Below are 26,496 nucleotides of genomic sequence, written 5' to 3'. Positions count from 1 at the left end.
CCAAGTAAATCTGCAGCTGAGCGAGCCGTGACTTCTAGCACAAAAAATTCAAGTAATTTTCTCTGTATAGATTTCTTTAGTTTACAATGAGTTATCTTCATTTTTGTAGATTAGCATAGTACCTAATCTACGTCAGCCCCAAAAGATATTTATTATAATTATATGTTTTGTTAAGAAATTACTTTCCTAACAAAACGTAAAGAATTGTAAAGAAGTATTATTTCAAAGTCAATGTAATACAGCATTAAATTAAACGCTTACACGACTAAAAAAATAGATAAATGACAACTATTTATAACATTTAATAATTTTTATAACGAAAATATAGAAGAAAATATCTATTACGCTAAACAATACATTAATCATATATTTGTAAATTTATGTAAAGATAGAAAACAATAAAAAAGCCGGATTAAGGGAGATCCGGCAAATAAAGGAGGGTAATTTTTATTCTTAGAATATTATCTTTCCGCTAAGGGAGAACGAAAAGACAGTGGCAGTATAATCCTAAAACCCTAGGAATGGCAATAGCTGAAATGTATCAGCAGAAGAGCTCCGATCTCGGAGTTCATTGCTTTAAATGCACTATTTCCCAAACAAAAAGCGACAATTTTGTCGCTTTAGTTTATACGAAAATCTATACAAAATATTCTAAGCTAATTAAATTGCATTAAGGTTTTTTCTAAGCGAGAAATACCCGCTAAAACGTCCTCTTTTGTGATATTCAATGCAGGCGCAAAACGTAGTACATTCGCACCAGCCACTAAAATCATCAAACCATTTTCAGCACAGGCGGTAACAAACTCCCCTGCTTTGCCATGATATTTTTCAATCAATTCAGCACCAATGAGTAGCCCTTCGCCACGCACATCAGAAAATAAATGAAATTTTTCATTTAATTTGCGTAATTCACTTTTGAAAAATTCGCCCATTTGATTAACATTGGCTAAAAATGCGGGATCAGCAATAATATCCACCACTTTCGATCCAATCGCACAAGCAAGCGGATTTCCACCAAATGTCGTGCCATGCACACCGGGGGCAAAACTTTGTGCGATTTTACTCGTCGTCATCATCGCACTAATTGGGAAACCATTTGCTAAGGCTTTCGCAGAAGTCAAAATATCAGGAGTCACGCCAAATTTCTGATAGGCATATAATGCCCCAGTGCGCCCTACGCCCGTTTGCACTTCGTCAAAAATTAATAATGCCTTATATTGATCACATAAATTGCGTAAACCTTGCAAAAAGGCTTTTGTTGCAGGAATGACACCACTTTCGCCTTGGATCGGTTCAACAATGATCGCACAAGTGTGATCGTCAATCACCGCTTTCACCGCATCTAAATTATTAAAGGGAACATGAATAATGCCCGCAGGTTTTGGACCGAAACCATCAGAATATTTAGGCTGTCCGCCCACGCTAACAGTGAACAATGTTCGTCCGTGAAAACTTTGTTTAAAAGAAATAATGTTATATTTTTGTGCACCAAAATGATCTACTGCATAACGGCGGGCTAATTTTAGTGCGGCTTCGTTCGCTTCCGCCCCCGAATTAGCAAACATCACACGTTCAGCAAAGGTATTTGCCACTAATTTCTCCCCCAAGGCGAGGGTTGTTTCGCTCGTAAACCAGTTGCTTGAATGCCATAATTTCTCGCCTTGTTCTTTTAACACGGCAACCACTTCATCATGGCAATGCCCCAGTGCATTTACGGCAATCCCGCTGGTAAAATCAATATACTCACACCCCGCTTGATCCCAAACTCGGCTGCCCTTGCCTTTAACAGGAATAAAATTCGCAGGATTATAATTTTGAATCATCACTTCATTAAATGTTTGGCGAGTATATTGGCTCATTGTATTATTCCTTATTTATTGTGTTACAGCGCTAGAATATGCTCTTTTGATTTATTATGCAATAAAATTGAATAAAAATTCATTTAATTAGCTATAACAAATTTATAAAAAGCAGCCTAATTCGTTCCACCCACTGTAATTTTTTCAATTTTGCAGGCGGGCTGTCCAACGCCAACAGGCACGCTTTGTCCGTCTTTTCCGCATACACCAATGCCATGATCGATCTCAACTTGGTCTGCCACCATAGAAATTTGTTGCATCACTTCAATGCCATTGCCAATCATCGTTGCCCCTTTTACTGGCTTGGTGATTTTTCCGTTTTCAATCAAATAGGCTTCAGACATCGAGAAAGTGAATTTCCCTGAAGTAATATCAACTTGCCCACCACCAAAGTGCGGTGCAAAAATCCCTTGTTCCACAGACGCGATAAGATCATCAAATTTGCTTTCCCCTGCCAACATATAGGTATTGGTCATACGAGGCATTGGCAAATGGGCATAGCTTTCACGGCGACCATTGCCTGTGGGCTGTATTCCCATTAAACGCGCATTCATTTTATCTTGCATATAGCCTTGCAACACGCCGTCTTTAATTAACACGTTGTATTGGCTTGGCGTTCCCTCATCATCCACCGTCATTGAGCCACGACGATTTTGTAAGGTGCCGTCATCCACAATGGTGCACAACGGCGAAGTGACTAATTCGCCAATTTTGCCTGTAAATAAAGAGCTTTCTTTACGGTTGAAATCCCCTTCTAAGCCATGCCCCACCGCTTCATGTAATAATACGCCTGGCCAACCCGCGCCTAAAACGACAGGCATTAATCCTGACGGTGCCGCAACAGCATTGAGATTAACCAATGCCTGACGCACCGCTTCTTTGGCAAAATATTGCGCGCGCATTTCCCCTTGATAGTTTTCAAAAAACCATTCTAAGCTCATACGTCCACCAACACCTGCAGCCCCTCGTTCACGCTTGCCATCCTTTTCCACTAATACAGAAATGGATAAACGAATCAACGGGCGAATATCCGCCGCGAGTGTGCCATCGGTTGCCGCCACCAACATTTCTTCATAAAGTGCGGTCAAATTCGCGGTAACTTTGGTGACATAAGGGCTTTCTGCTCGAGCCGTTGCATCGACTAAGCGTAATAATTCAATTTTTTGTTCTTTGGATAGCGTATCTAAAGGATTAATTGCCGCGTAGCGTTGTATTGCTTGCACTTCTTGGTAACGCAAGGGGGCGAAAATAGCCTTTTGGCTTGGGGAAGCAATGCCTTTAACCGCATTCGCACATTGCTGTAAATTCGCAAGATTAATTTGATCAGAATAGGCAAAGCCCGTTTTCTCGCCAGATACCGCTCGCACACCGACACCGCGATCAATATGAAAACCGCCTTCTTTAATAATGCCATCTTCCAACACCCAATTTTCATCTTGGCTAAGTTGGAAATACAGATCCGCATAATCAATCTGGCGATGAGACATCAGATTAAACGCATTTTGAAGATCATTGAGTTGCAAATTACTCGCGGTAAGTAGGCTTGATGAGACTTGGTCTAACATAAATTTCTCGGGTGAATATTTTAATTGGAATAAAAAAGTGCGGTCGATTTTATCACAGTTTTAAAAAACATTAGAAAAATTGACCGCACTTTTCGGATTTCTGCTTTAGAGATAATAAAGACAAAGTCTCGACAATAAAATATCCGCTACCACTAAAGCACTACGACTAAAGAACTACGACATCAAATTGGTCTTGGTGGTAATAGATTTCTGTTTTCACTTGCACTTGTTTGCCAATAAACACTTCCACTTCTGCCAACAAGCCGTGGCTTTCTTCGTTAATCAAATATTCCGCCACCGCAGGGCTTGCATAGACAGTAAATTGTTCGCTGGCAAATAAATGGTGAACACGAATAATTTCACGCATAATTTCATAGCAGACGGTTTCCACTGTTTTAATATGCCCGCGACCTTGGCAAGATGGGCAATCACTGCACAAAATATGCTCTAAACTTTCTCGTGTGCGTTTACGGGTCATTTCAACCAAGCCTAGCTGCGTAAACCCGTTCACATTAGTTCGCACGCGATCTTTCGCCAATGCCGTGCGCAGGGATTCTAATACGCGGTTGCGATGATCATCGGTTTGCATATCAATAAAATCGATGATAATAATGCCGCCCAGATTACGCAGTTGTAATTGCTGTGCAATGGCTTTGGTTGCTTCAATGTTGGTGTTGAAAATCGTTTCTTCTAAATTACGATTGCCAACGAATGCGCCTGTATTAATATCAATGGTGGTCATGGCTTCGGTTTGTTCAATAATCAAATAGCCACCCGATTTTAAATTCACACGTTTATTGAGCGCGGTGTTAATCGCTGTTTCTACGCCATAAACATCAAATAATGGCTGATTATTGCCTGAATACAGCACCAATTTATCCGTTAATTCTGGCATAAATTCTTCGGTGAACTCTTGAACTTCGCCAAAACACAATTTTGAGTCAATACGGATTTTTTCGATCCCTTGCCCAATAAAATCGCGCAATACCCGTTGTGCCAGTGCCAATTCACCATAAATCATTGAGCGTGTTGGATATTTTGCCTTACGTTCCAACACTTTACGCCACACACGTTTTAAAAAATCAGCATCTTGTTTTAATTCCGTTTCAGAAACCCCTTCTGCCGCCGTGCGAATAATGTATCCCCCTAATTCATCACAATAGGGTTCGACTAATGCTTTCAAGCGGGCACGTTCTTCTTCGCTTTCAATCCGCTGTGATACGCCAACGTGGCTATTTTCTGGCATAAAAACTAAATAGCGGGAAGGCAAAGTAATATCCGTTGTCAGCCGTGCGCCCTTGGTACTAATCGGATCTTTCACCACTTGCACTACAATATCTTGCCCTTCACGCACCAGCTCCACGATGTCTTTTACAACAAATTGCTTTTTCTCATTTTCATCAACGCATTCGGTGTAAGACACGATGTCAGAAGCATGTAAAAAGGCGGCTTTTTCTAAACCAATATCCACAAATGCGGACTGCATTCCCGGCAAGACACGAGTTACTCTGCCCTTATAAATATTGCCGACAATCCCGCGTTTTGCTTGACGTTCAATATGCACTTCTTTTAATTCTGCATTATCCATTAAGGCAACGCGCGTTTCATTTGGCGTGACATTGATCAATACTTCAACTGAATTCATTGTTAAAATCTCCATAAACGGCTATTAGCATAGCGAAGGCAAATAGAAAAACAAGCAGAAATCATGTAAAATGCGAGCTTTATCAAATTTATAGCTAAATTCCGTGCCAAAATCTTAAAAGTGCGGTCAAAAAGTTTGGAGATTTTAAATGTTTGGCCTCGATCCAACACTGATTACTTTTACGATCTATATCGTATTTATGATTTCAATCGGCTTTCTTGCCTATCGTTATACATCCAATCTATCTGATTATATTCTAGGCGGTCGCCGCTTGGGCAGCTTTGTCACCGCAATGTCAGCAGGGGCATCGGATATGTCGGGCTGGCTATTAATGGGGCTGCCTGGGGCGGTATATGCTGCAGGATTGGTTGAAGGCTGGATTGCCATTGGCTTAACAATCGGCGCCTATTGCAACTGGCGTTTTGTGGCGGGTCGCCTGCGCATATACACCGAATACAACAATAATGCGCTCACGTTGCCTGAATATTTTCATCAACGTTTTGGCACATCGCACAACTTACTCAAAATCATCGCAGCCAGCATTATTTTGGTGTTTTTTACCATTTATTGCGCTTCTGGCGTTGTTGCGGGTGCCAAATTATTCCAAAATCTCTTTTCTGTCTCTTATTCCACCGCACTTTGGTATGGCGCGATTGCCTCTATCGCATACACTTTTATCGGTGGCTTTTTAGCCGTAAGCTGGACAGACACCGTGCAAGCTAGCTTGATGATCTTTGCGCTGATTTTAACCCCTGTTTTTGTGATTTATAGCCTTGGCGGTTTTAATGAGTTACACATTGTGATGGCTCAAGCCGAGCAAGTCCCCCACAAAGATTTCACAGACTTATTTACTGGCACAACCCCACTTGGCTTGCTAAGCCTTGCCGCTTGGGGCTTGGGTTATTTCGGTCAGCCACATATTCTCGCGCGATTTATGGCATCTCATTCCGTCAAATCGCTGAATAAAGCACGCCGCATCAGTATTACTTGGATGATTCTTTGCCTTGGTGGCGCCATTGGAATTGGTTTCTTCGGCATTGCGTTCTTCCACGCCAATCCTCAGCTCGCGACAATAGTAAATGCTGAACATGAACAAGTATTTATCGAATTGGCTAAACTATTATTTAACCCTTGGATTGCAGGCGTGCTTCTTTCCGCCATTTTCGCCGCGGTGATGAGTACACTAAGTAGCCAATTATTAATCTCATCAAGTGCGATTACAGAAGACTTCTACAAAGGCTTTATTCGCCCGAAAGCCACAGACAAAGAATTAGTCTGGCTTGGACGCGCAATGGTGTTGGTGATTGCCAGCCTTGCTATTTGGATCGCTCAAGATGAAAACAACAAAGTATTAAAATTAGTCGAATTTGCTTGGGCGGGCTTTGGTAGTGCCTTTGGACCTGTGGTTTTATTCTCTTTATTCTGGAAACGCATGACTTCAAATGGTGCAATAGCAGGTATGCTTGTCGGCGCGATCACTGTATTTGGCTGGAAATCTTGGGTGCCAGCAGACAGCACTTGGCATAGCGTTTATGAAATGATCCCAGCATTTAGCCTTGCTAGCCTTGCTGTCGTGGTTGTTTCATTGTTATCAAAAAAACCGAGCCAAGACATTATTGAAACCTTTAACAAAGCGAATTCAGCTTATAAGGCAGCACAATGATCGATTTTCGTCCTTTCTACGCCCAAATTGCCACAACGAATTTATCGGCTTGGCTTGAAACCTTACCGTTACAATTAAAAAATTGGGAAAAAAATACCCACGGCGATTACGCAAAATGGGCAAAAATCATTGATTTTCTGCCTGATACGCCTGCAGAACATATTGATCTCAAAAATTTTGTAAAATCTGACCGCGCTTCTGCGATTTCAGACGGCGAAAAACAACGATTAATCCATCATCTAAAACAGCTGATGCCATGGCGAAAAGGCCCCTACCATTTGCATGGCGTACATATTGATACGGAATGGCGTTCTGATTTCAAATGGGATCGCGTGTTACCTCATTTAAGCCCCTTGCAAGACCGCACCATTTTAGATGTAGGCTGTGGCAGCGGCTATCATATGTGGCGAATGGTGGGAGAAGGCGCAAAAATGGTGGTGGGCATTGACCCGACAGAATTATTTTTGTGCCAATTTGAAGCGGTTCGCAAGCTATTAAATAATGATCGCCGTGCTAATTTAATTCCATTAGGCATTGAACAAATGCAACCGCTAGGGGTATTTGATACGGTGTTTTCTATGGGCGTGCTTTATCATCGCAAATCGCCGTTAGATCATTTAACTCAGCTAAAAAGCCAGCTACGCCAAGGGGGAGAATTAGTGTTAGAAACCTTGGTGGTTGATGGCGATGAACACACGGCTCTTGTGCCTGCTGAGCGTTATGCCAAAATGAAAAATGTTTATTTTATTCCTTCTGTGGCTTGTTTAATTAACTGGTTGCAAAAATGTGCCTTTAAAAATGTGCGTTGTGTCGATGTCGAAGTGACGAGTCTTGAAGAACAACGAAAAACTGACTGGTTAGAAAATGAAAGTTTAATTGACTTTTTAGATCCCAACGACCATAGCAAAACCATTGAAGGCTATCCCGCCCCTAAACGCGCAGTGATTCTTGCCAATAAATAATCCCAATTAGGTGGGCTAGCCGCCCACTTTCTTCCCTATTTCCATTGCCTTATCCAAACAGCAAATCATTCATCAAATAATTTGCGGTTGTCATCAAATTGTCATAATTCTTTTCTACACTTAGTTATGCAATCAATAACACTAACTGAAGGAGAATTGATTATGTTAATGCGTAAGATAAAGAAAACGCTTGTGATTGCTCTCACCTTAGGTGCATTGCCTTTTGCCCAAGCAAGTAGTATTACTGGTGCGGGAGCCTCTTTCCCTTATCCAATTTATGCTAAATGGGCATCTTTATATGAAAAAGAAACAGGCAATAAAGTCAACTACCAATCTATTGGATCAGGTGGTGGTCAACAACAGATTATTGCTAAAACCATTGATTTTGGCGCCTCTGACGATCCAATGAATGCCGACTTATTACAACAACATCAACTCTTCCAATTCCCTGCAATTATCGGCGGCACAGTACCTGTCGTCAATTTACCTGAAATCAAAGCGGGCGAATTAAAATTATCTGGCGAACTTTTAGCCAAAATTTTCTTAGGCAAGATCAAAAAATGGAACGATCCTGCTTTAGCGGCTTTAAATCCTAATCTGCCTTTACCCGACAAAAATATCATCGTCATCCACCGTTCAGACGGCTCTGGCACAACCTTTGGCTTTACCAATTATCTCTCTAAAGTTTCCGCCGATTGGAAAAACCAAGTGGGTGAAGGTAAATCAGTGAAATGGCCAACAGGCCATGGCGGCAAAGGGAATGAAGGCATCGCTTCTTACGTTCGCCAAATGAAATATACCATTGGCTATGTGGAATATGCTTATGCCAAACAAAATCAGCTTGCTTGGGCTTCATTACAAAATCAAGCGGGACAATTTGTTCAGCCCGCTAATGAAAGTTTTATGGAAGCGGCAAGACAAGCGAAATGGCAAGAAAAACCAGGTATGGGCGTAGTGTTAACCAATGAAGCAGGCGAAAAATCTTGGCCGATTACCGCTGCAAGTTTCATTTTGTTAAATAAAAACACGGACAATCCTGAAGTCACGAAAAATGTTCTCGCTTTCTTTGATTGGGCATTTTCCAAAGGTCAGCAAGCGGCAGAAGAATTAGACTATGTGCCGATCCCTGCTGATGTGGTGAACACAATTCAAAGTCAGTGGAAAACAGAATTGAAACAATAAAATTTATGTATTTTTCACCGCACTTTGCACCTTGTTTACGGTTAAAACAACCAAAGTGCGGTCATTTTAAATCAAATTTTGGATGCCGATTATGCTTACAGTCACTCGAAAATGCCTGAATCAAAAATGGATTGAGCCATTATTCAAGCAGGCTACTGCAATATTTGCAGGGCTCGTTTTTATTTTACTCGCCGCCATTTTAATTTCTTTAGTGATGGGAAGTTGGGAGAGTATCCAACGTTTTGGCGCAAGTTTCCTTTGGGAAACACATTGGGATCCAGTACAAGAACAATATGGCGCCATTGTGCCAATTATTGGTACGATCATCACGGCATGTATTGCCTTATTTATTGCTGTACCGATTTCTTTTGGAATTGCAACCTTTCTCACCGAATTAGTACCAGACTGCTTAAAACGCCCCGTAGGCATTGCGATTGAAATGCTCGCAGCCATTCCTTCAATTATCTACGGGATGTGGGGGCTATTTATCTTCGTTCCCCTTTTTCAAGAACATATTCAACCCGTGTTGATTGAGCATCTAGGCGAACTGCCTGTTCTCGATCTACTCTTTTCAGGCGCACCATTCGGCATTGGTTTATTTACCGCTGGATTAGTGCTTGCCATTATGATTATTCCATTTATCTCATCAATTATGCGCGATGTGTTCAGCGTTGTTCCACCAATGTTAAAAGAAAGCGCGTATGGCTTGGGTTCCACCACCTGGGAAGTGATATGGAAAGTTGTTGTGCCATATACCCGCACAGGTTTAATCGGCAGCATTATGTTGGGTTTAGGGCGAGCGTTAGGTGAAACAATGGCAATTACTTTCGTCATCGGTAACGCATTTCAGTTGCCTACTTCCTTGTTTTCCCCCTCAACGTCTATCGCTTCGGCTATCGCTAATGAATTTAACGAAGCGGGTGGATTACAAAAATCGGCACTAATGGAATTAGGTTTATTGCTTTTCGTGATCACCACGACCGTATTAATCATTTCCCGATTAATGATTTCGAGAATGCAACGTGTACAAGGAAAATAACATGAAAACAAACAACACTCGTTTTTATTGGCGAAAATCCTGCAATAAATTGATGCTAGGGCTTGCTTATGTTGCCGTTGTTTTCGGTTTATTTTGGTTATGTTGGATTTTATTCACACTCATAACCAAGGGCATTCCCGCATTATCGTTAGATTTATTCACTCAATCCACGCCTGCCCCAAACGAAAAAGGGGGATTATTAAACGCCATAATCGGGTCTTTTTTCATTGTGGGAGCAGGAACGCTAATCGGCACACCAGTGGGCGTATTAGCGGGGACTTATTTGGCAGAATATGGTCGTTACAGCCGTTTCGCCCAAATCACTCGTTTTCTTAATGACATTTTGCTTTCTGCACCATCCATTATTATCGGTTTATTTGTGTACAGTTTATATGTATCGCAAGTGGGGCATTTCTCTGGCTGGGCGGGGGCATTGGCACTTGCGTTGTTGCTCGTTCCAATTGTGGTGCGTACCACAGATAATATGTTGTCACTAGTGTCAAATAATTTGCGAGAAGCCGCTGCAGCGCTAGGTTGCCCGCAATGGCGTATCATTATTATGATTTGTTACCGTTCCGCAAAATCTGGGATTCTCACGGGTGTACTCTTAGCCGTTGCCCGAATTTCAGGGGAAACTGCACCGCTATTATTCACCGCACTTTCTAACCAATTTATGTCTTGGGATATGAATGGTCCAATGTCGAACTTGCCAGTGGTCATTTACCAATACGCAGCCAGTCCGTTTTCTGACTGGAATAACCTAGCTTGGGCAGGCGCAACCTTAATTACACTCTTTGTGCTTTGTTTAAATATTTTCACCCGAGTTTTCTTTCAACATAAACAAAAATAACAGGTTAATATGATGAATTTAGACACTAAAATTGCCGTACAAAATCTCAATTTTTATTATGGAGATTTTCACGCATTAAAAAATATTAATTTGCGTATTGCCAAAAATAAAGTCACCGCGTTTATTGGGCCTTCTGGTTGTGGCAAATCCACCTTATTACGCTGCTTTAACCGTATGTTTGAGCTTTATCCAAACCAAAGAGCCACGGGCGAAATCAATTTGGATGGTGAAAACTTGCTCAATACGCATACAGATATTTCACTTATTCGCGCCAAAGTTGGTATGGTTTTCCAAAAACCAACACCGTTTCCGATGTCTATTTATGACAATGTGGCGTTTGGTATTCGTCTATTTGAAAAATTATCTAAATCAGAAATGAATGATCGCGTGGAGTGGGCATTAAGCAAAGCCGCATTGTGGAACGAAGTGAAAGACAAATTATACACCAGTGGGGATAGCCTATCAGGTGGGCAGCAACAGCGTTTATGCATTGCACGAGGCATTGCCATTAAACCCGATGTGTTATTACTCGATGAGCCTTGCTCCGCTCTCGATCCCATTTCTACAATGAAAATTGAAGAATTAATCAGCGAGTTAAAACAGGATTACACCGTTGCAATGGTCACGCACAATATGCAACAAGCGGCGCGTTGTTCTGACTATACGGCATTTATGTATTTAGGCGAATTAATTGAATTTGGCGAAACCCAACAAATTTTTGATAAGCCAAGAGTGCAACGTACAGAAGATTATATTCGTGGAAAAATGGGCTAATTCCTTTTACAATCACCGAGAAAAATGTGCAAAATAACACACTAAAGATTTGTAAAGCACAGTAAAGTACACTAAAGTGCGGTAAAAAATTTATGATTTTTTGACCGCACTTTCAAGGTATCAAATCAAAGGGAGCTGGCATTATGACGAGAAAAATTCTTGTGGTGGAAGATGAGCGAGCAATTCGTGAAATGATCGCCTTGTTTTTATCGCAACAGCATTATGATGTCATCGAAGCGGGCGATTTCCAAAGTGCGGTCAATAAACTCAAAGAAAATCCAAAACTCATTTTATTAGATTGGATGCTGCCCGGGCGTTCTGGTGTTCAATTTATTCAACATATCAAAAAGCAAGAAAATTATTCCGCAATCCCCATTATTATGCTTACCGCTAAAAGTGCGGAAGAAGATTGTATCACTTGCTTAAATGCAGGCGCAGACGATTACATCAGCAAACCTTTTTCACCGAAAATTTTGTTGGCTCGCATTGAAGCAGTATGGCGGCGAATTTATGAACAACAAAGCCAATTAATCCAAATCGATGAACTCTGTTTAGATGAAAATGCGCAACGGGTCTTTTTCCAAAAACAGGAAATTAGTCTAAGCAGTACAGAATTTAAGTTATTGCATTTTTTTATGACGCATCCTGAAAAGGCCTATTCCCGCGAGCAATTATTGAACCGTATTTGGGGCGATGATTTAGAAGTGGAAGACCGCACCGTGGATAGCTATATCCGCCGTTTGCGCCATAATTTAGAGCCATTTCAATGTGATCGTTATATTCAGACCGTGCGCGGCACGGGTTATCGTTTTTCCAACCATTTCCGAGATGAATCATGAAGAAAATTCTAAACTTTGTTCTTGAAATCACCCTTGCTAGTGGTATCGCTTTTTTGTTCAGCCTATTTACAGCCAATTTTATTGCTTGGTTTGCAATCCTTACGGTGCTTCTGCTCGCTTGGCACCATTCGACCGAATACCGCTTGCTGAAAGCCTTAAATCCCAACAAAAATGATGAATTCAAACTGCTCCAATTAGAAAATTTGTCGCAAACAGAAGCCTATTATCGTACCAAAACGAATAAAGAAAAACGCGCTAATTTGCGCCTGCTTTCTAAAGTGAATAAAAATATTCAATATTTACCTGATGCGATGATTGTTTGCCAACAAAATGGGGATATTTCGTGGTGTAACCCGATGGCGCAGAAAATGTTTGATTTTTATTGGCATAAAAAAATACAAAAAAATATTTTTAATGTGATTTTTTATGAACAATTTAAACATTATTTTGCGCAAGCTAAGAAGCAACGCCCACTTATCTTATTAACCCATAACGAACGTTATATTGAAATTAATTTAAATCCTTATGATAGTCATAATGTGTTAATTGTTGCGCGTGATATTACGGATATGATCTGTTTACTTCATTCTCGGCAAAAATTCTTAAGCAATATCAACCATGAATTGCGCACTCCATTAACGGTAATGCAAGGCTATTTAGAAATGTTGGCAGATAATGACCCTCAAGATCCTATCCAGCAAAAAGCCATTCAAGCGATGCAAGAACAAAGCCAGCGAATGGGGCATTTATTACAACAGCTTAATTTACTCGCCAAAATAGAAACGTCGTCAGATAAGGAATTTCAACCTTTTGATATGTCGGCAATGATTAATTCATTAAGAAAAGATACGGATATATTAAATAGTTATAATCATCACATTGAATTTGATATTCAACCCGCCGTGATGATTCTGGGAAATGAACATCAGCTACGAAGTGCGGTATCCAATTTAATTTATAATGCAATTAAACATTCTGGCGAACATTGCCACATTCAAATTCAATGGCAAGCCTGTGAGCAAGGAATGGTGTTTAAGATTACGGATAATGGCATTGGTATCTCCGCTCAACATATTCCACATTTAACCGAGCGTTTTTACCGTGTAGATGAATCGCGTAGCCATTTAACTGGCGGAAGTGGATTAGGGTTAGCTATTGTGAAACATACTTTAGCGCAATATCAATCACACCTAGAGATTCAAAGCACCGAAACGAAAGGCAGCTGCTTTTCTTTTGTCATACCGCAACGCTTTGTTTTATAAGCCGTTAAAAAAGCGTTTCGCTGAAAAAATGAGTTTATTTGCTAGACTCTAACGCCGCTTGGGATTTTTCGTCCATTTTGACACTAATGTTGTGATCAACCACAACATTCATATTAATGGTGATCCCTTCTTTTGGCGTATCGAGCTGAATTGTGGGTGTGCAGGCGGTTAAAGCGCATAAACTCAACGCTAAAAAGTGCGGTGAAAAAACGCGATATTTTGAGCGCATTCGGCTTTCCACTCCTTTGCTTAAAAGTAGCAAGACATACTGAGTACATTTCATTTTCATTGTTCCGCCCGTTGGTAAAGTCGATATTCAAGATTTTGTTCAAACTGCGAGCCATAGTCAATCATATTCCACAGCTCAAACATATTTTCTTTATGCGTATAATTCAATGTTATTGGATTGTGCGTTTTTTTATCAGGATTATAACCTATCACTGTTGCGGCGAGTGCCATTTCCCCTGTCGGCATAAGATCAAGCTGCGCATTAAAGGAATTCAAATTCATATTTTTGATCACATCAACCAAAATACTTTCTGTCCATCCACCCGCTTTCAAACCTTTTACCACTTTCTCATCTAACTTAATATTCAAAGGTCCTGCTTGTGTGATTGAGCCGTGACAAATTAAACAGGCTTTATGATTTAACCAGAAAGGCAAACGCGCATTCACACGTCCGCGCATATAAATCTGATTATATTGTGCCATTTGCAGTACTTTGGCTAAGTCAATCCGTTGCAAATTCAACACCGCCGCATTCTTTTGCGGAAAACGTAATTCATCCACACTGAGATTGCCGTCAAATAAATCAACATTCACATTACTCAATATTAAAGGTTTTCGAGCATTGTTAGGATAATTGCCATGCACATTAAACTTCGCCCGTTGCATAGTCAACGCCCCCATACGAATATCATCGGCATAAAATTCAATTTTATCATTGGCGTTAGCTTGCAATGAAAAATCGTGATAATGCAACGGGAAGTGGATTTTTATGCCTTCAATCTCGCCATCGGGTAAGGAAATTCTACCGTTCGACACCGTTAACGCCCCATCCATTGATACGCCTTTTTCATTAATCGCGAAATTGGTTGCGCCTTTAATCGAGCCTTGGTGAATAACCCAATCCCATTTTTGTGGAAACAAGGTTTGGAACACATCCGCAGACTGCTCTTTCCAAGCAATATTGCCTGTTAATGCTTGATTTTCATAATGAGCGAAAACATCTAACGGTCCTAAGGTTCCTGCCGTTAATGCGCCAGCCGCATTGAAATTATTGATACTTTTACCGTCTATCCCTACACCAAAAACAGGATGAACAAAACGTCCACCATAATCAAATTCAATCCAATCCGTTTTAGCCTGCGCTAAACCCCGAATTTTCTCCGCAACGTAATCCCAACGCAAACGATCTTTTAATTGCAACGAAAGCGGCGCCATTTTCACGCCCGCAGTATGAATATTTCCCGAAGTAACGGTTAGCTGATTCAATTCAATATGATCATCTTGCCAAAAGCCGACACCGTTTATTTTCACGGGGGTTTTTAAGGCTTTCCAGATCATATTGCCTTGAATATCCCAATCCCAACGGTTTGCCGCACGCATTTCTGCAGAACGCAATTTTTGCTGTTCGTCACGCAAATCGAACACCGTTTTAACCCCAGCAATAAATTCATGTCCATAACCGTCCAATTTCAAATCCAGTGCGTCAAACTGTGGTGTATTGCCTTGCAGCGTGGCTTGTAAACGCCCTTCTAAGCCGTAACGCCCGACAATCACATCATCTAACGGCAAACGCAAATGCACTTTTGAATCAGGCTGGATATTATCCATTTTGAAAAGGGAGCCTTTACTAAAAATTCCCCAAGGCTCGCTAAACGTGCCACGAACTTTATATTCTAAATTGGTGTGCGCAACATTGTCGTTATAGCGTAAATCACCGATTGTTTTCAGATCAAACTTCAACGAATCAAGCTTCTCGCCACCGCCAATTTCACCGTTTTTTCCCGAAATCACAATCTCCCCTTTGCCGTATTTACCAAAGGTTTGCAAAATAATATTCAAGTCTGTTTTCAGCGGTAGCCAAGCGTTCTCTGGCTTTTGAATATTCAACCCCAAGAAGCCTTTAATTGGCTGATAGCCATCAAATGTCCAATAAAGTTTTCCCCAAGTAATCTCCAAACCGTTTGGGGTGAAAGTGACGGGCACATCCAATAGGGGCTGATTTCGGACTAAATCTTGCGCATTAATTTGTCCCTCTTCGCCATTCCAACTTAGCTGGGCATTGCCTTTTTTAACAGGGAGCGCCGCATTATTCCAATCCAGTTTGAGCTCGCCTTGTTGCGGCAACGCCATGAGATCATTATTCAATTCAGTACTGAACTGAAGATGATAATCTTGCTGTTCTGTGGGCTGATAATCTGTTTGTCCCTGCCATAAAAATTGTCCATTTTGCGGCTTGAGATAAGAATTATGCTGAAAAATGACCGCACTTTGTGCCTTGCCTTGTAAGGCAAGAGCCAGTTGACCGCCGTCATAACGCACATTCGCGGCAATATCACTATTAAATAACGATTGTAATTGTCGCTGAGTGATGCTCTCTGTATTTTTAATTTGCAGATGGGCGATAGAAAATTCACTGGTTGGAATTGAAGATAAAAGTGCGGTCAAATTAACAGAAGTTTTATTTTGATCATCAGTGGGCAGTTGGCGTAAACAATCATAATCTAACACCGCGTTCTCAATATTGAGATGGCGCAATTTCCACCAATTCAGTTCAATTTTCTGGAAATCGGCAAGAGTGCATTGCGGAGATTTGAGCTGAAAACCCGCCAGTTGCAAGCCTGTTGGGTGAAGCACCCATTGTTTAGGAAGATGAATAGAATAATTCGGGGCTAAAAAACGATTGGCAAGTTGTTCAATTTGAGCAGGTGAAAACCACCACGGCAGGGAAAAAATACCTGCCGCGATGAGTAAGATCACGCCTAAAATTGTTCTAAAAAGCCAACGTTTCCACATAAATTCAATCTATCACAAAACTGCTGACTTTACGACAAAGGAAATGGAGAAAAATTCCCTATTTGCGCAAACATTCTGCGTAACTGTCTGCGGTGAATTGCATAAAATTCCCATAGGCATTTTTGCCAAGAGAAATGCCATCCCCCATTGGGTCTAAACGCCCCACATGCACGCCTGTGTTTTTGCTTAAGGTGTCGATCACTTTTGGCGTAAACTGCGGTTCAGCAAATATGCAGGAAACTTTATGCGCTTCGATTTCTTCTTTGATATGCGCCAATGTTTGTGCACCTGGTGCCACCAATGGATTAATCGTGAATGCACCCGTTTGCTTCAAGCCATAAGCATCGTTGAAATAACCGTAGGCATCGTGAAATACGTAAAAACCTTTATCTTGGTACGCCGCCAATTGTCCTTTAATTTTTGCGCTTTGTTCGTCTAAAGTGCGGTTAAAATTCGCCAAATTTTCTGTAATTTTTGCTTTTTGGCTAGGGTATTTTTCAGCTAATTTATCGGACAATTGCGCTGCCGCCAATTTGCTGATTTCTGGGGAATACCATACATGCCAGTTGATGGTTAAGCCATTTTCATCCACTTCATGATGATGTCCGTCATGGGCATGATCGTGGTCATGGGCGTGATCATGCGAATGCTCATGGCTTTCGTGTTCATCATGATGATGGTGTTCAGATTTCGTCAATAATTCTTTCACACCTGTAATATCGGCAATCGCTAGCACATTTTGTTGATCCACTTGATGAATACTTTTCTCTAAAAATGCATCCACATCTTTGCCGATCCAAAAAATAAGCTCCGCCGATTTTAACTTTTGCACATCTGAAGGTTTTAAATTGTAATCATGAGGTGATGCTCCTGTGGGCACAATAATTTCTGTATCGGTTACGCCATCAGCAATTGAGGAAGCGATAAAACCCAGCGGTTTGATTGATGTGACTACCGTGGCTTGCGCTGTGAATGTCGCGCCAAGCAATGCCGTGCTAAGAATACTGGTTGCCAAAATTGTTTTTTTAAAGTTCATCGTTCTTCTCTCTCATTAAAAATAAGAATCGGATAAATTACTCTAAATAAAGAGAAATGCAATAAAAAGGCGTAAATTTTCTTTACGCCTGAATGGTTAAGCTAGAAGAAGTTTATCAATGACCCGCGAAACGGCAAAAAAACCAAAGGTGGCGGTGATCATTGTGGCGGCGCCGAACCCATTTGCGCAATTCATTGTCGCGGAAATTTCACAACCCTCGCTCATTTTGGGGAAAATTAACGGTTGTGTGGAAAACACACAATCCACGCCAAACTTGCGTTTAGGATTTTGGCTGAAATAATAATCCTTGCGCAAAATTGACCGCACTTTGGCGATGAGCGGATCTTGAATAGTCTTTGTTATATCGGCGATCTGAATTTGGGTCGGATCCGTTTGTCCACCAGCCCCGCCAATGGTGATCACTTTAATTTTATGGCGTTTACAATAAGCGATCAGTGCCGCTTTGGTTTTCACGCTGTCAATCGCGTCAATCACATAATCGTAACCGCGATCGAGATAATCGGCGAGATTTTCACTTGATAAAAAATCATCGATAATTTCTACATCACATTCGGGATTAATCAATGCCACACGCTCAGCCATAACTTCGGTTTTTAACTTGCCGACATTGCCTGTGAGTGCGTGAATTTGGCGATTGATATTGGTAACACAAATATCATCCATATCAATCATCGTGATTTTGCCGATGCCAGAACGTGCCAGCGCTTCCACCACCCACGAGCCCACGCCGCCAATGCCAATCACGCAAATATGGGCTTGACGCAAACGAGCTAGCCCATCTGCGGTGTAAAGACGACCGATACCACCAAAACGTTGTTCGTAATTATCAATACGCTCAGTCATTAACGTAGCACCCAAACCCGTCCATAATGTTTTGATAAGCCCGAAATATGCCCTGCCTGATCGCCAACACCGCGGTATAAATCAAAGTGATGTTGGTTGACTGCGCCGCCCACATCTAATGCCACCATAAGATGTAATTTATGTTCGCCAGTCCAGTTGCCGTTATCATCAATTTGCGGCACTTCCACCAACAATACCGAGCCCAATGGCACTAAATTGCGGTCTGAAGCGACCGATGCCATAGGCACTAATGGTACGCCTGCGGCACCTTTTACTTTGCCAGACGGATCGCGTTTGAAAAAGACATAAGAAGGATTGCGTTCTAATAATCCTTGCAAGCGTGATGGATTACGAGCTGCCCAATCACGAATGGCTTGCACTGACATTTTTTCTTTAGGAATCTCGCCGTCTTCGACTAGCAAACGTCCAACTGCGGCATAGGGAAAGCCATTTTGCCCTGCGTAGGCTAAATATTGTAGCTGGCCATTGCCATAATCCACATAGCCACTGCCTTGTACCCCAAGCAAGAAGTTATCAATCATAGAATTGCTGTATGCTAGCTCTAAGCCTTGTCCTGCCAACGCCCCTGCATAAATTTGTGCGCGGGTAAAACGTTTATTGCGCGGCATTGCATAAATAGGCTGATCAAATTCCCCTTGTTTGCTTGCGCGCACTTTGATCACAGGGGAATAATATCCCGTCATCAATACATTTTGGAAACCATCCATCCCAGACATCACTTGTGGGCGGATACCATAATTAGCCAGCTCATTGACATCAGCCCCAGCAATCACCCATTGTTGGATTTTGCCGTAATTTTCTGCGAAGTTTGCGGTGATTTTTCCTGAATAAGCACGCACATTTGATAGCTGAGTGAGAAAATCGCCTTGGTTAATAATGCCACTGTGATTATCAATGGTTGAAACCGTTGTGAAAGGATTGGTGCTGTAACTACGCCCTTGATATTTTGCCCCCAATTGCATCATTTCAGCTTGCGTGGCTACCGCGGATACACAGTTATTTGCCGTTTTTTTCACAGGCGACGATGAACAAGCGGCTAAAACGAGTGCCGACAATAATGTTATCGCTTTAACAGTGAAGTTCTTTTTGATCATAATTTACAATTCCCCAAATCCCGAATAAAAAATAAGCCGCTATGATACCTAAAAACCGCCTACCGCCCTAATGTTTTTTATGCATTTTCTAGCATTGGTTCAAACCAAGCTTTAACCGTTTCGAGCATATTTTGCCAATCCCATTCTTTCGTTTGCATAAAAACGCGCGCCCAATACACATCGCCATCAGAATAATAACCATCGCCTTGCGCAAGCGCCGATAAAACTGCTAAATTTTCCACCGCACTTTCAGGGGTTAATTTCAACCAGCAGCTAAGATTATCCGTTGGGACGAGTTGAATCTGATGCACGCCCTGCACATAGCTTTCCACATACATTTGTAACAACTCAAGTGCGGTCGATTTTTCCACAGTTTTAAAGCGATGGGCTGATATTCCTTTCTCTTTCGTATAAAAAACAGGCGATTGCTTACGTTCAGTCGTCGCCACTTGCCATAAATAACCCAGCCAATTTTCAATGCGGAAGCTGTCTTTCAGGCTGCCAACTCGCCATGTTACTCGCTGTTTGTCCTCACCGAATAGCTGATCTAACGCGCCGTGTAACAAAATTTCCCCTTGGCTCGTTGGTATAGTCAGCTCATGCCATTCCGTTTGTGGCGGCTGGCTAATATATTGCTGCAATACTTCCTGAAACGGTGCCATTTCTGACCGCACTTTTTGCTCGGTAATGGTCGCAAACTCAGCACGCGGCATAATTCCCTTGAGTTTTTGTCGTTGGAAAAAATGCGCCAATTCAGATTGTTCATAAGGCAGCATTTCGCCTTTAAGATTGTATTTATCCAAGCCCTCTAACGTAAAGTTTTCGCTGTCGGAAATCAGCGTTTCGTCATCCCGAAAATACACACCTAATTGTCTTTCAAAGAAATATCGCACAGGGTGGCGCACAAATTGCACCAATTGAGAAAATTCAATGCGCTCTATTTTTTCTGTGGCACGATGCTCGAATTGCGTTGCAAAATCGGCGATATGCAGGCGTTGAGGATTCACCAAAGGCAACCATTCTTTCGCAAAAGTGCGGTGCGTTTGGCTGAAGTTTTCGGGGCCGAAAATCGTCATGCTGTGCTGTTGCACCTGTAATTTCCCTTGCGCTAAGTTTTCATTCACATAATCTAACAGCTGGCTCACCAAGACGGAAGGTTCGCGCGCTTGATTGTCTGTAATCGAGCGACCAACATAGCTGATATACAAATATTGTTGGGCGGCAAGCAAAGCCTCAAGGAATAAATAACGATCATCATCGCGGCGGAAACGGTCACCTTTCTGGCGATGATATTGCATTAAATCAAAACTATTCGGGGTTTGCTGGCGGGGATAATCTTCGCTGTTCATTCCCAATAAACACACCACTTTGAACGGAATCGCGCGCATAGGCAATAAGGTGCAGAAATTCACTTTACCCACTAAAAATTTTTGGCTATTGTCATTGTCGTCTAAACGCGCGGTCATCACTTCGGCGATCACATCAATGCTGATCGCCTGTTCAAAATGAATCTCAGCCAACAAATCCGCTAGCTGCTGAATCGCCTCTTTGATATACAACAAGGTATCGAAATTGGATTCGTTCGGGGCAAAAAAATCATCCACAAGTGCGGTCAAAATAAGCTGCCATTTTTCCATACAATGCTCGCCTTGCAAATCTTGGTGCCATTGTTGCAAACGGGCTAAAAATGCGGCGAGTAATCCCACCAGTTGTCCCTTAAGTCCATAAGCATTATCAAAGCCCAAGCTTTCTTGCCAGATGTCATTTTCTTCACGCATGGCAAAACCAAGCAGCATACGTTCAATGCCAGCCTGCCACGCATTAAAATTGCGCATTTCGCCCTGTTGTTCATTTAAACCGAAGCGAATTTCCGCATCTTTAACCCAATGACGTATCGTTTCTAAATCCTGCAGGCTGATGTGAAACTGCTCACGAACAGCGGGAATATCCAATAAAGCAAGCACATCTTCTGCACTAAATTGACTTTCTTTCAAGCGAAGTAAAGATAGGAACGTGGCAAGTAGCACGTCGTTTTCAGAGAGCTTGCCATCCGAAATGGAAAAAGGAATGTAACGCAAATCACTATGGCGTTGATATTGCCCAAATACCGCTTGAATATAGGGCATGTAACGATCAATATCCGCCACCATCACCACAATGTCTTTGGGCGTGAGATCTGGATGTTGTTGAAATAATTGCAACAAATAATCGTGTAAAACTTCCACTTCACGCATCGGGCTGTGGCAGGAATGAAAGCTCAAAGTGCGGTCATTTTCAGCATAATTTAATAATGCTTGCTGATTTGGCGTTAAATTGAGAATACGATTTTGCAGCTGTGTCAGCAAGGTGCTTCCGTCTAGTTCAGTAAAAAATTGAATATCTTGCCCGTTGATTTGGCTTAATAAATAGAAAAAATCGCGCCCTAATTTCCCCCATGTTGCTAGCAATGGATGCCCAACTTGCAGCAATTCATTGTCTTGCGTACGTTCTGTGTTTTTTTGCGTGTCTGATAAAAGTGCGGTGAATTTTTCAGGATTTTTCCATTCTGTTCGTTGCTTTAAACTGAGTTTCTGTAAAAAGGTAGGATCAACAATATCCCCCCAATATTCACGGCTTGGATTGTTAAAAAATAAATGCACATCACAATGTGCAGCCATCGCCACAAGGGTTTCTAAATAAGTTTTCGGCAACGCAGAAATGCCAAACACAAACAAGCGTGCAGGCAAATTTTTAGGGCTACGATTTTTTAGCAATGCCAAATAATCGTTATGCAAATTGGCGCGATGTTGGATCGTACGATCAGGAAAATTCTGTTGAATCTCAGCCACTAAGGCGCGCCATAAGTCCCCTTGCCAATGAATGGCTTGCTGAATTTGTTGCAACAATTTTTCATTATTTGCAGCTTGTTGGGTGCGAATCTGCTGAAAAATAGCGTCGTCATCGACTCGCTCCCAAGCCGCGATCCAATCGGGGCGATAAACCAAATATTGGTCAAATAAGTCGGCAATTTTAAGGGCTAATTGATAACGTTTTTGTTGTTCTGATTGCGTGGATGAACGCAGATAGGCATTAAGTTGTGGCACATTGGCTTGCGGGATCAACGACATTAAACGCCACGCCATTGCTTCTTTTCTAAACTGGCTTTGCTGCGCCACTTGCGGCAGATTATCAACATATTGTTGCCAAATAAAACTCGCGGGTAACGGAAAGTTAAGGTTGGCGGCGATGCCTGTTTCTTGCGCGATTTGCAATTGCAACCACTGTGCCATGCCTGGGCTTTGCACCATGATAGTTTCAGGCTGAAAAGGATCATGATTGCCTTTCTTCATCAGGTGTAACAGAATGTCTTTTTGAACGTCTAAATCGTTCGAGTGGTAAATATAAAACACGGCAATCTCATCCAATAACAACGGCTAAAGTGCGGTTATTTTCCGAGAGATTTTCTTCATCTGCAAGTATTTTATAGGGTTATTTTTCCTGCGGGATAGCGGACTGTTATTCGTTCAGCGCATTCAATGGAAAATTTGATCGCATTTTGGTGCAGCTGATTTTCGCAAGGCATACCTAAAAACCGCCGTTGTTTTTGATTTTCTGCGATTTGAATGGCTTGGTAACGTTGATAAATTTCCACCGCACTTTTTCGCTGTTGACTCGCCCATTGATTGATCGCAAGGAAAATGCCGCTGAACAACGTAATCACTATCAGCAAGGTTAACAGGCTCATGCCTTTGAATTGATTAAGGGTTGAAATCATACCAACTTTTCTCCGCCCGCTGCCATTGACTATATTGTTGAACGACTTGGTTGACCACATTTTTGTTATACACGATAGCGATGTCTTGTTCTGGCAACAGCTGCCCTGCTGTAATCACCGTTCCCATAATTTTGCCTTTTCCTTTTATCTGTAAATTGCCCTCGGCGACAATCACGGCGGTAATATTTCCATTGATATTCCATTCCGTTTGGCTGCTATCAAACCAATAAAATTCGGCATTTTTGTCCGCACTTTTGGCGAAATTTGGAGCATTCAATTGCGATCTAAATAAAGAAATATGCGAATTATTGATATAGTTATGAAATTCTTGCGCTAAATTTCCTTTCTTCGGTGCTTTTTTAAATAATGCCTTGCGTTCACACCAAAGATAATGCTGATTATCATCCGGGAAATTCTCTAGCTGAAATTCTACCCGATAAACATTTTCGCTTATCTCCAATGGCACCGCCGCACAGGCATTACGCTTCGCCTGCTGGCTGATTTCTTGTAATGCACTACTTTGCTCCACATAATGCTGACGGTGCGCCGTTAGTGCGGAATGTAAACGTAGCATATCATCGTCAAATAACATAAAAATCAACAGCGTAGAGCTGAGCAACATCAGCAAGGTTAATGTCATCACACCACGATACAGCTTCATTGAAATGCTCCTTGATTCAATAAGGGCACAATGATATTGGTTTGATAACGAATATCAGGCAGCGATTTTAAATAGCCCGCTAAAATAATCTCAATTCCTTGTCGATTGGCTATCCAATTGAATTCAAGTTGGCTAATGGCATAGTCTTTTTCATCTAATAAATCCGTCCAACCGCTGGCATTGCAGGCAGGCTGCTGCAAATAACTACGGCATTGTTCTTGGCTGCAAGTCTGACTAACGCTATTTTTATAGGTTTGGCGGCTTTCAATCATATTTTTGTTTAGGCGGTAACCAAATAATTCTGTGCCGATTTCCGATGTGGCATTTTTGCCTTTATTCACACAAGTCTTGCCTTTATTTTTTGAGCCGATACAACCATTGGCATTAATATCGTAGAAAAATAATAGACAACTATTCTCTGGCTCATTATCCGCTTGCTGAATGGTGATACTGGTGCCTTGCTCATCTTGTTCAAACAAGAACAAATTACTTTGCTGCAAGTTTGGCGCTAGAGCGCGAAATCCTGCACGCCGCACATCTCGCCCTATGGTCTGAATAATCCGCTGCAATTCGGCTTGTAATTGCAATTGCGCTAGCACTGTTTTATTTTGTCGTTGAGTATGGCTGTAAAAAGCAATCATCACTAACATCAGAAAAGAAGAAAGAGCGAGACTGATGATTAAACTGAGTAAAGTTTGCCCTCGAAAAAATTTCATTCATTCGCCCCTATATCTGAACGGCAAGCGCTCAACGATTGATAATCCTTGAGTCGTAATGTGCCAAGATTAGAAAAAGAAAAAAGAGTGCGACTTTCCCCTGCCTGCAAAACAAAACATCCAGAGGGCGAGGTATTGCGTATGCCGTTAAATTTAGTGATCTCCGCAGGGAAATATTGCTTAGCCAGCAGCTGAGTTTGTTCGGGGAAATAAGGCTGATAAAAATGTGCAGTCGCAGATTTTGGGCAAGTCTGCGGTGTTAAGCAATCACATAGGGTTTCAGTTTTACGCTGAGCAGTGATGCACCAATAATGAGGCGTGCGCTGTTGGCTTGCCATAATGAGCCAAATGTCTGATGAATTTTCTACTCGAGCCTGAATTTGACGCAAAAAGATATAAAGCTTTTGCTGCTCTTTAGCTAAAATCATTTGTGTATTGGTTTGCTGCCAAGTTGGGAATGTGAAAAGTGCGGTCAAACTGATGATAAATATTGCGATCAACATTTCCAATAAGGTAAAACCTTTAACCATAAAAAATTTCCTCTATTTTGACCGCACTTTACTTGCCGTTAGCAAACAAAGAAAGTCAAAAGCAGGATTTTTGGAATAAAGATCACGAAATTAAGGTCTGTATCGGTGCTTTTTACTGATGATTAGCAAACGAATAAATATTAGATGATAGATGAAAAATAAATAAGAGAAGAAAATTTTATCTACGCTTGAAATAAGATGGTGGGTCGTGAAGGATTCGAACCTTCGACCAATGGATTAAAAGTCCACTGCTCTACCGACTGAGCTAACGACCCATAAGGGAGATTAAATTTAAGTGGTGGGTCGTGAAGGATTCGAACCTTCGACCAATGGATTAAAAGTCCACTGCTCTACCGACTGAGCTAACGACCCGCAAGGGATATTTAAATTTAAGTGGTGGGTCGTGAAGGATTCGAACCTTCGACCAATGGATTAAAAGTCCACTGCTCTACCGACTGAGCTAACGACCCACAAATGTTGCCACAATAATGTGTTGCAACGGGTGCATATAATACGGATTTAAATTTAATAATCAACAACTATTTTGAAAAAAATTGACTGATTGAGTGAATAGTCAACAATATCAGAAAAAACTTGATTAAATCTGACCGCACTTTTGTAAGACGCAAAAATAAAACAGGCCCCAAATGGAGCCTGTTGCACTAATTCATAGCAAGTCAGAAATTAGTATGCTAATACTGCACGACGGTTTTTAGCGTATGCTGCTTCATCGTGACCTAACACTGCAGGTTTTTCTTCACCGTAAGAAACAGTTGAAACATTGTTAGCACCTTTAGCTGCTAAGTATGATTTTACTGCGTCTGCACGACGTTGACCTAATGCGATGTTATATTCTGGAGTACCACGTTCGTCAGTGTTACCTTCAACTAAAACTTTAGCTGCTGGAGTTGCTGTTAAGTATGCAGCGTGCGCATCTAAGATTTGAGTGAATTCACCTTCGATGTTGTATTTATCAAAACCGAAGTAAACTGTGTTGTAACGTTGTTGTAAATCTTCAACAGAGTAACCACCGAACTGTTGAGCGTTAGCACCTGCTGTGCTGTTTGCATCTTTGTCTGATGAGCTACATGCTGCTAAAGCTAATACTGGAGCAACTAATAATAATTTTGCTAATTTCATTGAAAATCTCCTTAGAGTT

Annotated in this window: 22 protein-coding genes, 3 tRNA genes and 1 pseudogene; 8 read left to right on the top strand and 18 right to left on the bottom strand. The window is 41.6% G+C overall.

Going from position 1 to position 26,496, the window contains the following annotated elements; translation table 11 throughout:
• The 4 genes and pseudogenes from C8D76_RS08305 to rng all read right to left on the bottom strand — a co-directional run.
• Window positions 1-101 (bottom strand): annotated as a pseudogene (locus C8D76_RS08305) (IS1595 family transposase); the annotation flags it as partial.
• A gap of 555 nt (window positions 102-656) precedes the next feature.
• Window positions 657-1,859, bottom strand: coding sequence for an aspartate aminotransferase family protein (locus C8D76_RS08300; protein ID WP_116632317.1), 1,203 nt, complete (start codon window positions 1,857-1,859; stop codon window positions 657-659).
• Between the two features lie 116 nt (window positions 1,860-1,975).
• Window positions 1,976-3,424 carry a metalloprotease TldD gene (tldD, locus tag C8D76_RS08295; RefSeq protein ID WP_116632316.1) on the bottom strand — a complete coding sequence of 483 codons (1,449 nt, stop codon included), beginning with the start codon at window positions 3,422-3,424 and terminating at the stop codon, window positions 1,976-1,978.
• Between the two features lie 166 nt (window positions 3,425-3,590).
• Window positions 3,591-5,069 (bottom strand): ribonuclease G, encoded by a 1,479-nt coding sequence (gene rng / locus C8D76_RS08290; RefSeq protein WP_116632315.1) that lies wholly within the window; start codon window positions 5,067-5,069, stop codon window positions 3,591-3,593.
• Window positions 5,070-5,217: 148 nt separating this feature from the next.
• On the opposite strand from rng, the gene putP reads away from it, so the two are divergent.
• From putP to phoR, 8 genes are all read left to right on the top strand, one after another.
• The gene (gene putP / locus C8D76_RS08285; RefSeq protein ID WP_116632314.1) at window positions 5,218-6,732 is read left to right on the top strand and encodes a sodium/proline symporter PutP; all 1,515 of its coding nucleotides are present in this window, start codon (window positions 5,218-5,220) and stop codon (window positions 6,730-6,732) included.
• Window positions 6,729-7,694: a tRNA 5-methoxyuridine(34)/uridine 5-oxyacetic acid(34) synthase CmoB gene (cmoB, locus tag C8D76_RS08280; RefSeq protein ID WP_116632313.1), complete on the top strand. Its 966-nt coding sequence runs from the start codon at window positions 6,729-6,731 to the stop codon at window positions 7,692-7,694. Before putP ends, cmoB begins: the two co-directional genes overlap by 4 nt.
• A 168-nt stretch (window positions 7,695-7,862) precedes the next feature.
• Complete coding sequence (pstS, locus tag C8D76_RS08275) at window positions 7,863-8,876, top strand: phosphate ABC transporter substrate-binding protein PstS (protein WP_243405833.1); 1,014 nt, start codon at window positions 7,863-7,865, stop codon at window positions 8,874-8,876.
• Between the two features lie 91 nt (window positions 8,877-8,967).
• Entirely contained in the window at window positions 8,968-9,915 is a 948-nt protein-coding gene (gene pstC, locus C8D76_RS08270; protein WP_116632311.1) for a phosphate ABC transporter permease subunit PstC, read from the top strand.
• 1 nt (window position 9,916) lies between these two features.
• Entirely contained in the window at window positions 9,917-10,765 is an 849-nt protein-coding gene (pstA, locus tag C8D76_RS08265; RefSeq protein WP_116632310.1) for a phosphate ABC transporter permease PstA, read from the top strand.
• Between the two features lie 9 nt (window positions 10,766-10,774).
• A complete protein-coding gene (pstB, locus tag C8D76_RS08260; protein WP_116632309.1) occupies window positions 10,775-11,539 on the top strand; it encodes a phosphate ABC transporter ATP-binding protein PstB in 765 nt (254 codons plus the stop codon).
• 143 nt (window positions 11,540-11,682) lie between these two features.
• Complete coding sequence (phoB, locus tag C8D76_RS08255) at window positions 11,683-12,378, top strand: phosphate regulon transcriptional regulator PhoB (protein ID WP_116632308.1); 696 nt, start codon at window positions 11,683-11,685, stop codon at window positions 12,376-12,378.
• Complete coding sequence (gene phoR / locus C8D76_RS08250) at window positions 12,375-13,640, top strand: phosphate regulon sensor histidine kinase PhoR (protein ID WP_116632307.1); 1,266 nt, start codon at window positions 12,375-12,377, stop codon at window positions 13,638-13,640. Before phoB ends, phoR begins: the two co-directional genes overlap by 4 nt.
• A gap of 34 nt (window positions 13,641-13,674) precedes the next feature.
• On the opposite strand, the gene C8D76_RS08245 is transcribed toward phoR, so the two are convergent.
• From C8D76_RS08245 to pal, 14 genes are all read right to left on the bottom strand, one after another.
• Window positions 13,675-13,869, bottom strand: a complete 195-nt coding sequence (locus C8D76_RS08245) for a YnbE family lipoprotein (RefSeq protein ID WP_116632306.1) — start codon at window positions 13,867-13,869, stop codon at window positions 13,675-13,677.
• A gap of 56 nt (window positions 13,870-13,925) precedes the next feature.
• A complete protein-coding gene (locus tag C8D76_RS08240) occupies window positions 13,926-16,661 on the bottom strand; it encodes a YdbH family protein (RefSeq protein WP_116632305.1) in 2,736 nt (911 codons plus the stop codon).
• Window positions 16,662-16,719: 58 nt separating this feature from the next.
• A complete protein-coding gene (gene znuA, locus C8D76_RS08235) occupies window positions 16,720-17,697 on the bottom strand; it encodes a zinc ABC transporter substrate-binding protein ZnuA (RefSeq protein ID WP_116632304.1) in 978 nt (325 codons plus the stop codon).
• Window positions 17,698-17,793: 96 nt separating this feature from the next.
• The gene (gene tcdA, locus C8D76_RS08230; protein WP_165814361.1) at window positions 17,794-18,561 is read right to left on the bottom strand and encodes a tRNA cyclic N6-threonylcarbamoyladenosine(37) synthase TcdA; all 768 of its coding nucleotides are present in this window, start codon (window positions 18,559-18,561) and stop codon (window positions 17,794-17,796) included.
• Window positions 18,561-19,679, bottom strand: a complete 1,119-nt coding sequence (gene mltA / locus C8D76_RS08225; RefSeq protein WP_423802753.1) for a murein transglycosylase A — start codon at window positions 19,677-19,679, stop codon at window positions 18,561-18,563. The genes tcdA and mltA overlap by 1 nt, the downstream gene beginning before the upstream one ends.
• 74 nt (window positions 19,680-19,753) lie before the next feature.
• Window positions 19,754-23,065, bottom strand: a complete 3,312-nt coding sequence (gene recC / locus C8D76_RS08220; RefSeq protein WP_116632319.1) for an exodeoxyribonuclease V subunit gamma — start codon at window positions 23,063-23,065, stop codon at window positions 19,754-19,756.
• A 71-nt stretch (window positions 23,066-23,136) separates the two neighbouring features.
• On the bottom strand, window positions 23,137-23,430 hold the full coding sequence (locus C8D76_RS08215) for a DUF5374 domain-containing protein (protein ID WP_116632301.1): 294 nt from the start codon (window positions 23,428-23,430) through the stop codon (window positions 23,137-23,139).
• The gene (locus tag C8D76_RS08210; protein ID WP_116632300.1) at window positions 23,414-24,091 is read right to left on the bottom strand and encodes a DUF2572 family protein; all 678 of its coding nucleotides are present in this window, start codon (window positions 24,089-24,091) and stop codon (window positions 23,414-23,416) included. Before C8D76_RS08210 ends, C8D76_RS08215 begins: the two co-directional genes overlap by 17 nt.
• The gene (locus C8D76_RS08205) at window positions 24,088-24,807 is read right to left on the bottom strand and encodes a type II secretion system protein J (RefSeq protein WP_116632299.1); all 720 of its coding nucleotides are present in this window, start codon (window positions 24,805-24,807) and stop codon (window positions 24,088-24,090) included. The genes C8D76_RS08210 and C8D76_RS08205 overlap by 4 nt, the downstream gene beginning before the upstream one ends.
• A complete protein-coding gene (locus tag C8D76_RS08200) occupies window positions 24,804-25,337 on the bottom strand; it encodes a prepilin-type N-terminal cleavage/methylation domain-containing protein (protein WP_116632298.1) in 534 nt (177 codons plus the stop codon). The genes C8D76_RS08205 and C8D76_RS08200 overlap by 4 nt, the downstream gene beginning before the upstream one ends.
• A gap of 199 nt (window positions 25,338-25,536) precedes the next feature.
• A tRNA-Lys gene (locus C8D76_RS08195) sits at window positions 25,537-25,612 on the bottom strand.
• A gap of 21 nt (window positions 25,613-25,633) precedes the next feature.
• Window positions 25,634-25,709 (bottom strand) — tRNA-Lys (locus tag C8D76_RS08190).
• Between the two features lie 22 nt (window positions 25,710-25,731).
• Window positions 25,732-25,807: transfer RNA gene (locus C8D76_RS08185), tRNA-Lys, on the bottom strand.
• A gap of 214 nt (window positions 25,808-26,021) precedes the next feature.
• Window positions 26,022-26,477, bottom strand: a complete 456-nt coding sequence (gene pal, locus C8D76_RS08180) for a peptidoglycan-associated lipoprotein Pal (protein WP_116632297.1) — start codon at window positions 26,475-26,477, stop codon at window positions 26,022-26,024.
• Window positions 26,478-26,496: the final 19 nt, after the last annotated feature.

It is taken from the genome of Alitibacter langaaensis DSM 22999 (genome assembly GCF_003096995.1).
Lineage (GTDB): Bacteria > Pseudomonadota > Gammaproteobacteria > Enterobacterales > Pasteurellaceae > Exercitatus > Exercitatus langaaensis.
This window is presented reverse-complemented; position numbering and strand designations above follow the sequence as displayed.

Bases quoted from the DNA above. Each gene is read 5' to 3' on its own strand.
- C8D76_RS08300 (WP_116632317.1), bottom strand. From the start codon at position 1,859: ATGAGCCAATATACTCGCCAAACATTTAATGAAGTGATGATTCAAAAT.
- tldD (WP_116632316.1), bottom strand. From the start codon at position 3,424: ATGTTAGACCAAGTCTCATCAAGCCTACTTACCGCGAGTAATTTGCAA.
- rng (WP_116632315.1), bottom strand. From the start codon at position 5,069: ATGAATTCAGTTGAAGTATTGATCAATGTCACGCCAAATGAAACGCGC.
- putP (WP_116632314.1), top strand. From the start codon at position 5,218: ATGTTTGGCCTCGATCCAACACTGATTACTTTTACGATCTATATCGTA.
- cmoB (WP_116632313.1), top strand. From the start codon at position 6,729: ATGATCGATTTTCGTCCTTTCTACGCCCAAATTGCCACAACGAATTTA.
- pstS (WP_243405833.1), top strand. From the start codon at position 7,863: ATGCGTAAGATAAAGAAAACGCTTGTGATTGCTCTCACCTTAGGTGCA.
- pstC (WP_116632311.1), top strand. From the start codon at position 8,968: ATGCTTACAGTCACTCGAAAATGCCTGAATCAAAAATGGATTGAGCCA.
- pstA (WP_116632310.1), top strand. From the start codon at position 9,917: ATGAAAACAAACAACACTCGTTTTTATTGGCGAAAATCCTGCAATAAA.
- pstB (WP_116632309.1), top strand. From the start codon at position 10,775: ATGATGAATTTAGACACTAAAATTGCCGTACAAAATCTCAATTTTTAT.
- phoB (WP_116632308.1), top strand. From the start codon at position 11,683: ATGACGAGAAAAATTCTTGTGGTGGAAGATGAGCGAGCAATTCGTGAA.
- phoR (WP_116632307.1), top strand. From the start codon at position 12,375: ATGAAGAAAATTCTAAACTTTGTTCTTGAAATCACCCTTGCTAGTGGT.
- C8D76_RS08245 (WP_116632306.1), bottom strand. From the start codon at position 13,869: ATGCGCTCAAAATATCGCGTTTTTTCACCGCACTTTTTAGCGTTGAGT.
- C8D76_RS08240 (WP_116632305.1), bottom strand. From the start codon at position 16,661: ATGTGGAAACGTTGGCTTTTTAGAACAATTTTAGGCGTGATCTTACTC.
- znuA (WP_116632304.1), bottom strand. From the start codon at position 17,697: ATGAACTTTAAAAAAACAATTTTGGCAACCAGTATTCTTAGCACGGCA.
- tcdA (WP_165814361.1), bottom strand. From the start codon at position 18,561: ATGACTGAGCGTATTGATAATTACGAACAACGTTTTGGTGGTATCGGT.
- C8D76_RS08215 (WP_116632301.1), bottom strand. From the start codon at position 23,430: ATGATTTCAACCCTTAATCAATTCAAAGGCATGAGCCTGTTAACCTTG.
- C8D76_RS08210 (WP_116632300.1), bottom strand. From the start codon at position 24,091: ATGAAGCTGTATCGTGGTGTGATGACATTAACCTTGCTGATGTTGCTC.
- C8D76_RS08205 (WP_116632299.1), bottom strand. From the start codon at position 24,807: ATGAAATTTTTTCGAGGGCAAACTTTACTCAGTTTAATCATCAGTCTC.
- C8D76_RS08200 (WP_116632298.1), bottom strand. From the start codon at position 25,337: ATGGTTAAAGGTTTTACCTTATTGGAAATGTTGATCGCAATATTTATC.
- pal (WP_116632297.1), bottom strand. From the start codon at position 26,477: ATGAAATTAGCAAAATTATTATTAGTTGCTCCAGTATTAGCTTTAGCA.